General features: G+C 39.7%; 13 protein-coding genes. 5 read left to right on the top strand and 8 right to left on the bottom strand.

The window, feature by feature from the left end:
- Positions 1 to 45 precede the first annotated feature (45 nt).
- From AACZ87_RS00995 to AACZ87_RS00980, 4 genes are all read left to right on the top strand, one after another.
- On the top strand, positions 46 to 930 hold the full coding sequence (locus AACZ87_RS00995) for a diacylglycerol kinase family protein (protein ID WP_339863984.1): 885 nt from the start codon (positions 46 to 48) through the stop codon (positions 928 to 930).
- Between the two features lie 491 nt (positions 931 to 1421).
- Positions 1422 to 1712 (top strand): hypothetical protein, encoded by a 291-nt coding sequence (locus AACZ87_RS00990; RefSeq protein WP_339863983.1) that lies wholly within the window; start codon positions 1422 to 1424, stop codon positions 1710 to 1712.
- Between the two features lie 2 nt (positions 1713 to 1714).
- On the top strand, positions 1715 to 3550 hold the full coding sequence (locus AACZ87_RS00985) for a tyrosine/phenylalanine carboxypeptidase domain-containing protein (protein WP_339863981.1): 1836 nt from the start codon (positions 1715 to 1717) through the stop codon (positions 3548 to 3550).
- 22 nt (positions 3551 to 3572) lie between these two features.
- A complete protein-coding gene (locus AACZ87_RS00980) occupies positions 3573 to 4616 on the top strand; it encodes a glutathione synthetase (RefSeq protein ID WP_339863980.1) in 1044 nt (347 codons plus the stop codon).
- A gap of 72 nt (positions 4617 to 4688) precedes the next feature.
- Here the strand turns inward: AACZ87_RS00980 and AACZ87_RS00975 are convergent, their stop codons facing one another.
- The gene (locus AACZ87_RS00975; RefSeq protein WP_339863978.1) at positions 4689 to 5639 is read right to left on the bottom strand and encodes a succinylglutamate desuccinylase/aspartoacylase family protein; all 951 of its coding nucleotides are present in this window, start codon (positions 5637 to 5639) and stop codon (positions 4689 to 4691) included.
- 543 nt (positions 5640 to 6182) lie between these two features.
- On the opposite strand from AACZ87_RS00975, the gene AACZ87_RS00970 reads away from it, so the two are divergent.
- The gene (locus AACZ87_RS00970; protein WP_339863977.1) at positions 6183 to 6566 is read left to right on the top strand and encodes a hypothetical protein; all 384 of its coding nucleotides are present in this window, start codon (positions 6183 to 6185) and stop codon (positions 6564 to 6566) included.
- A gap of 402 nt (positions 6567 to 6968) precedes the next feature.
- Here AACZ87_RS00970 and AACZ87_RS00965 read toward each other — a convergent pair whose 3' ends face one another.
- From AACZ87_RS00965 to AACZ87_RS00935, 7 genes are all read right to left on the bottom strand, one after another.
- On the bottom strand, positions 6969 to 8009 hold the full coding sequence (locus AACZ87_RS00965; RefSeq protein WP_339863975.1) for a hypothetical protein: 1041 nt from the start codon (positions 8007 to 8009) through the stop codon (positions 6969 to 6971).
- The gene (locus AACZ87_RS00960) at positions 8006 to 9223 is read right to left on the bottom strand and encodes an alpha/beta fold hydrolase (RefSeq protein ID WP_339863973.1); all 1218 of its coding nucleotides are present in this window, start codon (positions 9221 to 9223) and stop codon (positions 8006 to 8008) included. The genes AACZ87_RS00965 and AACZ87_RS00960 overlap by 4 nt, the downstream gene beginning before the upstream one ends.
- A gap of 6 nt (positions 9224 to 9229) precedes the next feature.
- Positions 9230 to 9979, bottom strand: coding sequence for a DUF6503 family protein (locus tag AACZ87_RS00955; RefSeq protein WP_339863971.1), 750 nt, complete (start codon positions 9977 to 9979; stop codon positions 9230 to 9232).
- 31 nt (positions 9980 to 10010) lie between these two features.
- Positions 10011 to 10739, bottom strand: a complete 729-nt coding sequence (locus AACZ87_RS00950) for a hypothetical protein (protein ID WP_339863969.1) — start codon at positions 10737 to 10739, stop codon at positions 10011 to 10013.
- Positions 10736 to 12070, bottom strand: a complete 1335-nt coding sequence (locus AACZ87_RS00945) for a glycosyltransferase 87 family protein (protein ID WP_339863967.1) — start codon at positions 12068 to 12070, stop codon at positions 10736 to 10738. Before AACZ87_RS00945 ends, AACZ87_RS00950 begins: the two co-directional genes overlap by 4 nt.
- Positions 12067 to 12945, bottom strand: coding sequence for a hypothetical protein (locus tag AACZ87_RS00940; RefSeq protein ID WP_339863965.1), 879 nt, complete (start codon positions 12943 to 12945; stop codon positions 12067 to 12069). Before AACZ87_RS00940 ends, AACZ87_RS00945 begins: the two co-directional genes overlap by 4 nt.
- Before the next feature lie 86 nt (positions 12946 to 13031).
- A complete protein-coding gene (locus AACZ87_RS00935) occupies positions 13032 to 13724 on the bottom strand; it encodes a glycosyltransferase family 2 protein (protein ID WP_339863963.1) in 693 nt (230 codons plus the stop codon).
- Positions 13725 to 13726: the final 2 nt, after the last annotated feature.

Below are 13726 nucleotides of genomic sequence, written 5' to 3'. Positions count from 1 at the left end.
TTTTTGTATGCAAATAACACGCAGGACTTTTAGACCAATAACCCTATGAAAATTATCCTACTTTATAATCCAACCGCGGGATACGAAAATTTTCCGCTCGAAAAAATAGTAAACTCTCTTGAAGAGCAAGGTGCACGTGTCTTAGCCCAAAATACAAAAGAAGAAAAATTCGAAAAGGTATTCGATCTGATTTTCGATTTGATCATCATCGCAGGTGGGGATGGTACCGTAGAGAAGATATTGCTTGAATTGCGGGACACGGATATCCCCATCGCAATACTCCCGTATGGCAACGCCAACAACATTGCTGGAAGTTTAGGTCTGAAAGCAGACTACAAAAACCTTGTACAGATATTCAATGACAAAAAATTTCATCAACTAAGTATTGGCAAATTCGAAACCCCCGAAGAAAAAGGCTGGTTTATCGAAGGGGTCGGCTGGGGAATATTCACTGCTCTTTTGCTTCAAATAGAACGGAAAGAGAAAGTAATAGATGATGCCTCATCAAAAGTAGAATTTGGAATTAAAAACCTAAGAAAGCTTCCAGATGAGCTTCCAATAAATGACTACAAAATTGAATTGGACGATAAAGACTACTCCGGAGAATATCTCTGGGTGGAAATTATGAACACAAGAAGACTCGGCCCACAGCTGGAACTAGCTCCCGACGCTGATCACAGTGACGAGTACCTCGATGTAATGCTCGTAGATAAAAGCCAAAAATCTGAATTAAAAAGTTTCTTGAAAAGTCATAAAAAAGATTTAATTCCTAGTCCTTTTAAAACTATCAAATCAAAAAAAATCAAAATCCAGTCGCATTTACCTTTCCATGTAGACGATGAATTTTTCCACCATAACACCTTATATGAAGGCATTCCGGAAGTGAAAGTCTCCTTGACCCAGCATAAGTTGAAGATTCTTAAAAATTGATAAAATCCTTCATTAAAGTATATTTTAATATGATTATCCGTAAAGATGCCAGTAACCATATTCCCCTTGTTTTACTGGCTAGATGACCGATGACAGATGACCGAAGTGGCCTAAATGCTAGTGTTGCCCAAATCCTATAATGTTAAAGTCTCTTTACTGGCAGAAAAGCGGATATACATATATTTTAATTAATCATCGCGAACTTAAAAATCTTGAGCTCTTGAGAATGAAACAGAGGCTGGTTTAATTGGAGCAGAAAATAAAGTAAATACACTGACTTTAAGCCGCTTCAGGAGTACCCAAACTGGGAATTAATATTCACAGAAGGATTTAATAGATGCTTTTCCAACTTCCCGAAACGTTTCCTAATAGGTAAATAAAGCAGCTGATAAGCATTTAAAGCCTGATTTAACTTTTTAAAACACACCATGGGTTTATAGGCATTCAGATTGCCTCTTTTAGTTATACACTAAAACCAAAAAACTACGACCATGAATAAATCTAAAAACCCGAACAATACCACAGAAAAAACAACTGAACAACTCGCCGCAGAAGCCAGAGTCACCAAAGACGACCTGGAAGCCCTAGGGCCAAAAAGTGCAAATCTTAGTGACGATGGAGGGGACGATGAGCAGTTGCTTCATAGAAAAGAAAAAGTGGACTTCGCTGGCGAAGGCTTGGATGTGCCAGGAAGTGAGCTAGATGATGAGCAGGAAAAAATAGGTTCTGAGGACGAAGAAAATAATTCTTATAGCCAGAGCAATGAAGATGAGGAGAAATAGAGATGATCAATAAAAAAACTAAAGAGGCGATAGGTAAAGCTCTAAAAACGGGAAATACACTCAACATGCGTTTGGGTAAGCAAAACCGTTTTAAAATAGAGCGGAGATTGCCTTTTTTATTGATTTACAGGTATAGAGACAATGAGAAATCGCCTATTTCAGATTTGGTGTCTGCAGAAAGCTCCTTTCTTATTGCAGACGCTTCCACTGACAATAACAGTGAAATTGCGATTTTGGTGAAAGACCTAGCAAAGGAAATAGCAGACGATTACGGTAGCGTGATGATTTTGGAAGTTTGGCTTGGAAAAGCTAACAGCAAATCCTTTGTGATCAAAGCCGCGAAAGATAAGGCACCTAATACAGTAAAAGCATTTCAGGATGGATTGATAAAATACACGGAGCTTCGTCCTGAACTGGATGTGAAAGTGGAAGAAACCACCATCAGACATCCTGAAGGCATTTCTGATTTCCTAACGCTTAAACAATGTCAGGAGTCAGGCATCTACCTCATGGGGCTGGAAATTCCTCCCTTTTTTCAAAACGAACTTTCAGATGAATTTTATTACCTCGTTTTTAAAGATTTTAAAAGGGCTTTTTCCGGAATTCTTAGAAAATCTATTTTCGAATTCCTCAGAGTGCAAACTTCCTTTGACATAGAAAATTATCAGAAACTAGGGAGCACTGCCATTGATCAAGCTGTTTGGGAAGTGGATAATAAGCTTTCAGCAATTGAGGCAAAATATCAGTTTCTCATGCTTATCTCTCCTACAAATACGCTTCAGGCTAAGGAAGAATTTATAGCTAAACGACATAAAATCAACCCTAAATTCCTTTACAGAAATCTCCCTGTAGACCCTGACCGACTGAAGGAAGAGCTTTTCTCTATCAATTTGAAAGATATAGAGGATCCTACACTTGCATTTTTATATACAGAAAAGCGGGAAGAATTGGAAAAGCAAATCACCATGCTGAAAGAGCGAGGTACAAAGAATTTCATATACAGCAGTATCCGGCTTTTCAGTTCACCTGGAGTGGATCTTTATGAAACAGCCAAATATCTTCTAAAGACTCTTCCACCAGATAGCTACGAGGATGTCAAATGGATAGACTGTTATGATCTCGCAAAAATCTGTGTAGAAGAAATCGAGAAATACCGCAAAATATATCCCGAACTAGACGCTAAAGTTGAGGTGAAACATGACATAGTCGGAATGCTAGTTTCCAGAGGACAACTGTACATAGGCGAAAGTTTTAAAGTTCCTGAGCATCGTGTTCAGGCACTAGTACATCACGAAGTAAGTACACATGTGCTCACCTTCTATAATGGAAAAATGCAACCATTTGGGCAGATGAGTAGCGGATTTGCAGACTACGACGAGCTTCAGGAAGGTCTGGCTGTATTGGCAGAATACCTAGTTGGAGGGCTGACAAACAATCGATTAAGGATTCTGGCAGCACGCGTTATTGCAGGTAGAACCTTAACTGAAGGCCAGACTTTCGAAGAAACCTATAGAACACTGACGGCAGATTATGCTATGTCGCCTGAGCAAGCATTTCAGATTACCGCAAGAACCTATCAGGGCGGTGGTTGCACCAAAGATATCATCTACCTCAGAGGTCTCATTAAGCTATTAGATTACCTGCAAAATAACGGAGAGCTCGAGCCCCTTTATGTAGGCAAAATCGGTTTCAAACACATCCCATTAATTAATGAATTGAGGATAAGAGGAATCATCAAGCCTTCCCCGCTTTTTCCCTCCTATTTGAAGACACAGTTTGCTAAAGAAAGATTAGAAAAACTCAAAGCTGGAATGGACCTACCTGAACTTGTCAATTAACTAAACCACTAACTATAATTATATGAAAATTGGAATCGTAGTAAATCAAATCGAGACCGAAACGGCTGCATACAGCACCACCATGATCTCATCGGCAGCCGTGCATCGCGAGCATGAAGTTTACCTTATCTCTGTAGGTCAGCTCAGCTATCTTGAAAATGGTCATATGGGTGCGATTGCTATTAAGGCTCCTAAAACAAAATTTAGGAGTCTGGAGAAATACATGGAAGCTATCCATAGTTCTGAAGCCGAAAAAGTGACTATTTCATCAGCCGATTTGGATGTATTATTTCTTCGAAACAATCCTTGTGAGGAATTTGGCGAGCGAGCCTGGGCACAGACCGCCGGGATGATCTTCGGTCAAATAGCAATGGCCAATGGGGTTTTGGTAGTAAATGACCCTTATTCTCTGATGTCTTCGTTCAACAAAATGTATTTTCAGCATTTCCCTGAGGAAGTACGTCCGAAGACGATCATCAGCCGGGATTCAGATGAGATTAAAGAATTTTATAAAAAGCAAAAGAAAAAGATCATATTAAAGCCGCTACAAGGCTCAGGAGGTAAAGATGTGTTTCTCGTTGACTCTGACAAAAATATGAATCAGATCGTGGAAACTATTAATAGGTATGGCTTTGTGATCGCTCAGGAGTATTTACCTGCTGCAAAAAATGGTGATATCAGAGTGATCATGATGAATGGAAAAATCCTACAGGTAAAAGGAAAAGTTGCTGCTATCAATCGAGTCAACAGCAACGATATCCGAAGCAATCTGCACACAGGCGGGAAAGCGATTCATGCTGAGATCACGGACGATATCAGAAGACTGTGTAAAATAGTTGGTCCAAAATTAGTCCGGGATGGAATGTTTCTGGCTGGCATCGATATCGTCGGAGATAAAATCATGGAACTTAATCTGGATAGTCCTGGAGGAATAAACGCCATGCACAGGCTGGAAGGAGTAGATTTCTGTTCGGAAATGATTGCGGCGCTAGAGCGAAAAGTAGAATATCAAAACTATTACGATGGCAATCTGCCCAATGCCTACTTGGCAACTTTGGATCTGTAAATCAGAGTTCCTTCAAGTAAAATTACAGGGAAAACGTTTAGTAGTTTTCCCTGTTTTTCGTTTGAAATCCAATCAATCTGCAGGCATAACGATGAAGAAACCATCGGAACCCTGCTTTTGATAAAGTGGCAAAAATACTCTGGAGTCTGAATCTGCGAGAATATTTTCACCATCTAGTTTTGCCAGTAATTGGCCTTTTTTCACTTCAGAGAAATTTTCAAAACCAGCCTCCATCACAAACTCACTACCTTCCTCAAGATTTAAGCGATACGTGACTTCAAAGTTATCCTGTGTAGGCGAGGAATCTTTGAGCAGGTTATAATAATACGAATAGTCGATCACACTCTTATCCAGCATGCCATTATCTACTAACACCACCCAAATAGCAGCTTCATGAAAATCCACTGATTTGGGATCATCATGTTGCCCGGCTTCCATCGTAAATCCAGTGTGCCCCTTTAAAGTCAAAAAATGATCAAAATGCCCAGGGATGAATTTTTCAATCCCCTTCACCACTGGCAAGGGCATTTTTTTGGCAAAATCAAAATTCTCTTTTTTCCTATTTACACTGATGTAAGGTGGCGTCATCGAAGAGGTAGTATGCAAATCCATAAATAGGAATTCCTCTTGCTTCTTATTGTTTTCAAGTGATTCCACGATCGTCGCAAGATCATGAAATTCGGAGCCTTCCTGGAATCCTGCAATTTCTCCTGCAATTAACCTATCAGCAAACTCAGGTGTACACACCCTATTCAAGTCCTTATCAATCAATCTAACCCCTTGCTTGAGAGCGGCCATATTGCCTGTCACTCCTATGAGTTTCCCTTTTAAAAAAGGTTTATTGGTTATAAGCTTTTCAAACACCCTTCGAAGTGCAAGTATTCCACTTGGCTCATTACCATGAATACCAGCACTAGCTAATAAAAACGGTCCTGGCCTTGAATACATCCCATCAGTAGGATACTCTCCTATCACCCTAGTTAATCTTTCAGCGTTAAATTTTTCAGAATTCTTAGTATTCATGACAGTCTGGTTTAGTTCTTACAGAAAAAAGCCAAAGACCATACCCCGAAAAAAAATATGTAGTGTTAAATACCTGTCAATGCGACTTGGGCCCAATGGAGGTTGAAAAAGACTAAATTCACAAAATTCTGATAAGACACTAGTAAAAAATGAGATCATCTAGCGGTCTATTTTGCGTGAGAATTTCCTCGAATTGAGAAATGAAACTCAACACTTAAACGATCCACAGATTGGGCAGTAAACCCATCAAAATGAGTACTTTACAGATACAAATAGATCAGCAGGATTCACTATTCTGAGTGAAATTATTATTGGTTTGTTTTCTGAAAGAACAATACTTTTTAAATGAATTTTCAATAAAAATTCAGATTCCCACTCTCGGGTATTTATAAAAAGTAATAAGTCGAAATTTTATTCTTTAATTCAATCGAGTTACGCAAATGCTTTGGCTCTTAAAAAATCAGAAAAAATCAATTTGGGCGAAATTTTGAAAGAGAGTTTCTGAAGATTCTATTATTTGGATCATTTGAAAACTACACAACTATGAAAACTCAATTTGTAATATATCCTGCCATGATTGCGCTACTGTGCATTTCATGTGGCGAATCAAAAGATTCTGCTTACGAAGATAGTATCGATGCTCAAAATGAAATGAGTGGTGCTATTCATGAGAATGACACCAATATGGTCAAACGCGATGGCACGCTACTGGACGGCGCAATAGATCAGCATAATGCCGTAAATCTTCCCGAAGAAGTTCTTGAAGTGATCGAAAATGACGATGCGCTATCAGCAGATAATATCAAAAGCACACTGAAATTCACTGAGAATAGTATCACTTATTATGAAGTAGATTTTATACTTCCGAATGAGACTACCAAAACCATCATTTTTGACGAAAGTGGTAAAATAAAATCTCAAGATTAATAAACATTGACAAGCGATGATGCCTCCATTGACCGACTGAAGGTCACCACAAGTTTACTTTATTTAACAAGCCTAATACGCGTTAAGTAAGGCCTGACAAGTAGACCCAAAATAGATCCAATTAACTAAAAAACAATAGGATCGGAAAAACCACAGTCGAGAGGAGGCGCCATCGTTTTTTCATTTTTAGCGAAAACTGATGAAATCTGAGCTAACATGAAAAAACAATCTTGGGATACCTGACCATTTACTGGTTTTAAGGAAAGCGTAAGTTGAAAAAATAAGAGTGATTTGCACTTTTCAGCAAACTTTTAAAAGAAGGACTGTTTGGATTCTTCGGGTGCAAAATTACAGGTATCACTTTTGATAAAAAATGACATAGATCAAATAATACACTAAGGGTCAGTCAGCTAAAAAATATTTTTGCATAACCTGCTCCGCCAATTTCCCTTGAGGCGTAAAGTCAGGGTTACGATGCCTCCCGTCGGGATACCATTTCCAAAAGAATACTCCAGCCATCCATTTTTCTTTCCAGGCAGTTTGGAAAAATGCTTCATAACAAAGCGCTTGCATTTCTTCAGATAGCTCTGTTTCCCTGCGTTCATTTGGCCAAACCCAAGGCTCTTTTGCCGCATCCACAGTATTGCAATAGCCAATCTCTGTGAACATGACAGGCTTTTGGTATTTCCGAACGACTTTCTCGATTTTAGGTAAACTCTTATTCCATCCTGATTTGAGATCGGATAAATCAGGATTTGTTTTGGTAGAAAGTGGAAAATAGGCTTGAATGCCTATGTAATCCAATGCATCCCAAAACTTCACATGTTCGAACTCAGTAAAATTGGCTGCATAGATTAGTTTTCCCGAATATACTTTTCGGACTTCCGCAATCACCTTTCTCCAGTCAGCCTCACGCTCCGAAGTTATTTCCAGCTCAGTTCCTACGCAAAGCATAGGGATTTCATGTGCCTCAGCCATCAGCGCATAGTCAACAATAAAATCCTGATAATTGTTAAACCAAGTCTTCCAATGCTCCTCATTCTTCATCTCAATCTCTCCCGGCCAGCTTCCGCGAACCCAAAGGTGTGGCTTGAGCATATTCATGATTCCATGCCGTGCAGAAGAGTCAAAAGTTGCTTTTATACCTTTAGAAGATTCACCCCACCATTTGTTCTCATTATGCGTGTCCCAGCGAATTTCCGGCGTGTTTTTTTCACTTTGCCAACCAAACGGAGTTTGGGAAAGTGCATCCGCTCCGGTTGATTTTAAGGCTTCCAATTCTGGTCCTTGGAGCGGTGACCTACTTCCTACCCAACATACGCCCTTCCATTTTTCGGCAACAGTAATTAAATCTGCTTGAAGAGGGAAAATAGCCCACAGGCCTAGACCTAGAACCACCAGAACCGAACTCATTAAGTAATTCCTTGACCAGCCCTTCCTCATTTTGCCAACATAGTTTGGATGATAATCTCCTCTTGAAGTGTGCGATGTACTGGACACTTGTTAGAAATTTCCAGCAATTTTTGTCTCTGCTCTGAGTCCAAATCACCTTCTATTTCTATAATTCGCGTAAACTGACTCACTTTTGCAGAAGATTCCTCAGGATTACGTCCATCCGAAAGATGAACTTTCTCATGATTTAGAAAAACCGATACTTGCTCCAAAGGCCACTTTTTGCGTTCGGCATACATTTTCAAAGTCATTGCAGTACAGCTTCCAAGTGATGCCATCAGCAGGTCGTAAGGATTTGGACCCAAATCCGATCCACCCACATCTATAGGCTCATCTGCTATCAAATGATGGTTAGGCGTCATCACCTCGGTCGTATATTTCGCACCTGAAATTCGCACGAAAACCTGATTTCCTCGTGTATCATTCGGTTCCTTTACCTCTTCAACTATCACATATCGCTGACTCCAGCTCCCAATCACATCGGCTATATATTCAGAATCTTTTGGATTGGACACCAAATGAGTCGCACCATCAAGGGAAATAAAGCTTTTAGGGTGAAAAGCAGCATTATAAATCTCGGCCGCATTGCTGATTTCGACTATTTCGTCTTGAGGGGAATGCATTATTAAAAGCGATTTCTTAAGCTTTTTCAAAAAAGTAGCAAGTGGTTTTTGCTCCAGATCATCAACAAAACTCTTGTTGATCTTAAATGGGCGTCCACCGATATTAACTTTAGCACTTCCATTTTCTTCTATCTCCTCAATGCTATCTATAAACAACTTACGCACATGACCGGGGAAAGCTGGGGCACCAATTGTGACCACGGCTTTTACTTCGTTTATATTTGAAGCAGCATATAACACCGCGGCTCCTCCAAGCGAATGGCCAATGAGCATTTTTGGAGCTTGATATTCTTTAGCAAGAAATTTTGCAGCATCCATCAAATCGCTCACATTCCCACTGAAAGTAGACTCAGCGAATTCACCTTCACTCATACCCAGTCCCGTGAAATCAAAGCTCAATGTGGCAATACCATTTTGGGACAAAGCGGTACAAATACGGGTAACGGCTGAGAAGTTTTTAGAGCAGGTAAAGCAATGGGCGAAAAGCGCGAAAAATCTCGGTTTTTGGTTGACGGGCAAATACAAATGAGCTGCCAACTGGAGGCCTTTTCTGTTTGTAAATGTCAGTCGTTTTGGATTCATGTTAGTCTAATTCTCGAGCGGTTCAACGCTAATATTCTCAAGGTTGATTTCTGAAAGTAACTCTAAATCTCCAGATTCGTAAAGCTCCTGCATCTTTTCTACAGATACAGATTCATCCGCTGGCTTAAGATTAAGGTAGTTTTGAAAACGGATTCCACCTACTTCATTTACCCCACTTACTTCTCTCATTCTCACCCCTCCTCCATCAGTATGATAGCTATAAGCCATGTAATCCACAATGGAATCTTCAGTACCAATCCAATATAAAAATTCATCGTCAAAATCCTCTCCGCCACCTTCTTCGGCAAAAGTCACTTTGATTAGATTATACTTTTCCCCATTTATTTCTGTTTCTCCCAATGAGGTTTTAAATACAGAAGGATCATTTAACCCATAAGGTAAGTATGCGAAGTATGCCACGGAGTTAACTGAGCGGGAATATTTTCCTATCCATTCCTCAGAAAGCGTATCTATTTTGGCACCATTCACAGTTCTCACAAAACCATCATTATTCAGGAGATCTTTGACATTCCCAGTAGAATCAGAAAATTCTCGGATGTATTCAAATCGATCTGGAGTTTTTAGGATAGTGTAATGAATGTTACGAAAATCAAATTCCACTTTTGAATTCCAATAAGACTCTCCACCATGCGCTTCAATCGCTTTGTCCACGATTTTCTGAGCTTCGGTTCTGGAGTCACATGCAGAGAACAGAGTCAAACCACACAGGAATAAAAAGAGGTGATGCAATTTCATATTTCTAAAGTTTTTATAGGGCAAGATTTAATTATTCAAAAGTTACCTGATAGTCGGAATATAAATACTCCGCTTCTAAAAACTGAGTTTTCCCTTCTTCATCTATCATATAGTTTTTTTGTTGCTTAGCCAATAGCAAACCTGTTGACTCGTCGTAAGAAATTGTTTCTATTAGCCTCTTTTTACCGGCAGTGTGCTGTTCTAGAGCAACAACATTTGCAGAGACTGAATCAATATAAATCCAGTTTTCATCTAATCCAGACATAAAAGACATCCGAATTGACTCTACGGAATTGCCGCCTTTCAACGTCTTCCGGCCTTCATAGCTGAGGTTAGTATTCTCCTCTAGGAGCGTCCATGGCTGCGCAAAAGCAAAATAAGCCGCATCTATTTCAGCTCTTTTCGCTTTCAAAAACCCCTCATTTTCAATGGTATTTTCTCCCATTTGATAGCTTGTCTTACTTCCATTGAAATTGACTACATGAAGTATACTATCTTTTGTCCACGTCAGTTTGGCTTCAAAATAAGGCTTCAAGCGAAATTCTACCCACTGTTCAGATTCACTTTCCACAGTTCCTGATTCATCCAGCAAGCGAGTCATTTTTTTAAACTTAATGCTTGAAATATTCTCCCAATTCTTTGAAAGTTGGTGGGCTGCGATTGACTTTTCTACCAGTTCCTGAGCCTGCTTTTCAGGGCTTTGGGTGCAGGAGAAAAAGAAGAGAGAGAAGAGTAGAGAGAGAAGAGATTTATAGTTCATGTAGGTAAAAGCGATTTTGAGTTTGTTTTGAAATAATCCCAATAAATAGCCAGAGCTAGCATTGAATATTCTATGAAAAGAAAAACTGGGCTTTCTAAGTAGTTGGGATCGCCATAGGCTTGGTATGAAAATATCACAGCGAAAGTCCAAATCATAAAGGCTTTTTTACCAGTAAATAAACTCAAACCAAAAGCTGGAATGAGATACCAAGGGTGAACTACGGGCTGAAGAATCAGGTAGAACAAATATATCAATACCCAAAGGTCCACAAGCTGTAAAAGGTCTTGAGGTCTCCTTTTCCAAGAAAAGTATAGAATTCCGACTAAGGTAATCCCACTTAGAATCGGTGTCAGTTCCCCGATGACATTATACCCTTTCACCCAATAGCCAACTTCCCGGAGCAGGTAGTAGATCGAGGCATTGAATTCAAATTTACCTTGATAAAGTTTCAAGCTTTGCAGAAAATGGACCCAGGAATTATCGATTAATAGCCATGCAAAGCTGGCTACAATCGCAATAGCTGAACCCACCCAAAAAGCCTTGGACTTTCTGGTTTTCTCAAAAGAGAAAAAAGTAGGAACCAACATAAACGGGAGTAACTTCATTCCAATCGAAAGGCCCCAATATCCTCCAGAAAGCGCATTTCTATTCTTTCGAAGCATATAAACAGAGGCCAATAAAAGAAGAAGAACCAAGCCTTCAAAATGAAGATTTCCTGTGATTTCCATAATCACCAAAGGATTTAGCCAATAAAGAATCAACCTTTTTCCTACAAGCTGAAAATGATCGAACAGCTTGAGTAAACCAAAGAAAACTCCAATCTCGCCTAAAATCAGGATTACCCTTAAAATCAGAATTCCTGTTTTTGTATCAAAATTTGCGCCCCAAGCAGCGATATAAAATACAGCCTGATTCAAAGGCGGATAAACCGAAAAATACTGTGGTGAATTCATCGCTTCAAAAAGATCAGCCAAATAAGGATTTGCACCTTCTGTATGATTTTGAAGCCAGGTTTCAGGAGTTTCCAAATAGGGATTTTGACTCGTCTTCACCAATTCCCCATCCCAAAGAAATCTTGGATAATCATCAGACCACTTGGGAATGGCAAGTAGTAAGGAAAGGCGAATGAGTAATCCCCCTACAAAAATCCATTGCCACTTCAGCTGTGCGCTCAAAAAATAGAGAACAAGCATTCCTCCGAAAAGGAAGCTGTAAAAAGAGAAAGTCAACCAGAAATTTTCTCTTGGAATGTAGTAAGCCAAATAGAAAAACCCGACTGTAATTGACAGCCAAATCGATGGGATTAATCGCTTGTTAAGCTGCTTGTTCAAAGTCCTAAACCTTTGCGAAGCGATTCATCCTGAAGACCATTTTTACGCCAATAGTCAAGCATTTGCACACTTTTCCGAACTGCGGTAGTTACTTCTTCAGTGCCATCTTTTTTAGTGTAAGTTTCCTTCCAGGACATGATTTCGTATGGAAAAGTATCCACATAGTTGATCACCAATCTTCTTCCAATTTCCTCATAGATCACTTCGACCTCAGCTTGATTCTCACCCGTTTTTCTCTTAGAGATTACGGCGCTTTCGGCATCAAGAGGAATATGCGTAAAGCGGTTAAAAATCAAACTTGGGATTAATTTCCTATGTCCTGTAGGCACCAAGTCGGGATTTAGTCTGATCAAATTAAAAATCTCATCCTCCGCCATCGCGCTGATTGATAATTCCTGATCTCCCTCTGATTCGAAGTAGGAGAATAAATTTATGTTATACTTATTGTTTTTCCAGTTGAGCTGAGCAAAGGACTGTCCGCACCATTCAGTCACGGAAGCCGTTATTTTAGGAGAGTTCAAATCATCATAAACTGGCGTAAAAACGGACAACATGGTTTGATAAGGATATACTCCAGTCACAAAATCACGGGTCATATTTAGCTTCATCACCTTTATAGCTCCCTTTCCTGCAGCAGAAGGATCATCCACCTTCACTTGCTTGCGTTTGGAAAAGTCCTCAGTCACAAAGATCATTACCGCATTGCCATCCCGCTCTTCACCATATCGCATTTGCGTCAAGTCAAAGACATTTATCTCTGCCTTTCCCTGATACCAATGTGAAGCAAATTGCTCCTCATCTATCGCTTTTCTTCCTGTGGAATTACAGGAGGAGAAAAGTAGTAAAGCCAATCCAAGAATGAATAAATTTTTCATATTCCTAAAATTACTAAAATCCAGTTGAAGCCTTAATAACCAAGTCTCTAGTCTTGATACTTATGTCTTGCTACTATAGTCTAACCTCACCAATACTTAAAAATCGTATAAATAATCTTATACCCAGCTCCAAACACCCCTTTTACCGTTCCGCTAACTTTAGATATCCCAATTCGCTTACGGTAATTTACGGGCACTTCTGTGTAAAGAAGCCCAGCTTTGTGGGCTTTGATCTGCATTTCTATCGTCCAACCAAAGTTTTGATCGATCATATTAAGGTCCAGTAACTTGGACCAAACAATCGCCCGAAATGGCCCCAGATCCGAGAATTTTGCACCTTGCATGTACTTCATCATTGTCGTAGCCAGCCAGTTTCCAAATACCTGCGGAAAAGTCATTGAGCCTGATTCCCGCTCTCCTAGGGCTCTGGAACCTATAACCATATCTGCTTTTTGATCTAAAATCGGCTGAATCAAATCCAATAGCTCTTCGGGATAATCGCTGTAATCCCCGTCCAGAAAGACGACAATATCAGGTTGAATCTCCTGTTTTTTTATCCAATCCATCGCAGTCAGACAAGCTTTTCCATAGCCTTTCTGAGGTTCGAAAACCACCTTTGCGCCAGCAGATTCAGCCACTTCTCCAGTTCTGTCAGTAGAGTTATTATTTGCTACTACAATATTCCTCACCAAGGATGGAATCTCAGCAATTACCTTGGGAATAGACTTTTCCTCATTGTAGGCAGGAATGATTACATCAATAATTGGAGGATTATGCATCA

Origin of the sequence: uncultured Algoriphagus sp. (assembly GCF_963974365.1) — a bacterium.
Classification (GTDB): domain Bacteria; phylum Bacteroidota; class Bacteroidia; order Cytophagales; family Cyclobacteriaceae; genus Algoriphagus.
The sequence above is the reverse complement of the archived record's forward strand: the minus strand, read 5'-3'. Positions and strand labels throughout refer to the sequence as shown.

Excerpts from the sequence above, each read along its gene's own strand:
- AACZ87_RS00995 (WP_339863984.1), top strand. The coding sequence starts at position 46 with ATGAAAATTATCCTACTTTATAATCCAACCGCGGGATACGAAAATTTT.
- AACZ87_RS00990 (WP_339863983.1), top strand. The coding sequence starts at position 1,422 with ATGAATAAATCTAAAAACCCGAACAATACCACAGAAAAAACAACTGAA.
- AACZ87_RS00985 (WP_339863981.1), top strand. The coding sequence starts at position 1,715 with ATGATCAATAAAAAAACTAAAGAGGCGATAGGTAAAGCTCTAAAAACG.
- AACZ87_RS00980 (WP_339863980.1), top strand. The coding sequence starts at position 3,573 with ATGAAAATTGGAATCGTAGTAAATCAAATCGAGACCGAAACGGCTGCA.
- AACZ87_RS00975 (WP_339863978.1), bottom strand. The coding sequence starts at position 5,639 with ATGAATACTAAGAATTCTGAAAAATTTAACGCTGAAAGATTAACTAGG.
- AACZ87_RS00970 (WP_339863977.1), top strand. The coding sequence starts at position 6,183 with ATGAAAACTCAATTTGTAATATATCCTGCCATGATTGCGCTACTGTGC.
- AACZ87_RS00965 (WP_339863975.1), bottom strand. The coding sequence starts at position 8,009 with ATGAGGAAGGGCTGGTCAAGGAATTACTTAATGAGTTCGGTTCTGGTG.
- AACZ87_RS00960 (WP_339863973.1), bottom strand. The coding sequence starts at position 9,223 with ATGAATCCAAAACGACTGACATTTACAAACAGAAAAGGCCTCCAGTTG.
- AACZ87_RS00955 (WP_339863971.1), bottom strand. The coding sequence starts at position 9,979 with ATGAAATTGCATCACCTCTTTTTATTCCTGTGTGGTTTGACTCTGTTC.
- AACZ87_RS00950 (WP_339863969.1), bottom strand. The coding sequence starts at position 10,739 with ATGAACTATAAATCTCTTCTCTCTCTACTCTTCTCTCTCTTCTTTTTC.
- AACZ87_RS00940 (WP_339863965.1), bottom strand. The coding sequence starts at position 12,945 with ATGAAAAATTTATTCATTCTTGGATTGGCTTTACTACTTTTCTCCTCC.
- AACZ87_RS00935 (WP_339863963.1), bottom strand. The coding sequence starts at position 13,724 with ATGCATAATCCTCCAATTATTGATGTAATCATTCCTGCCTACAATGAG.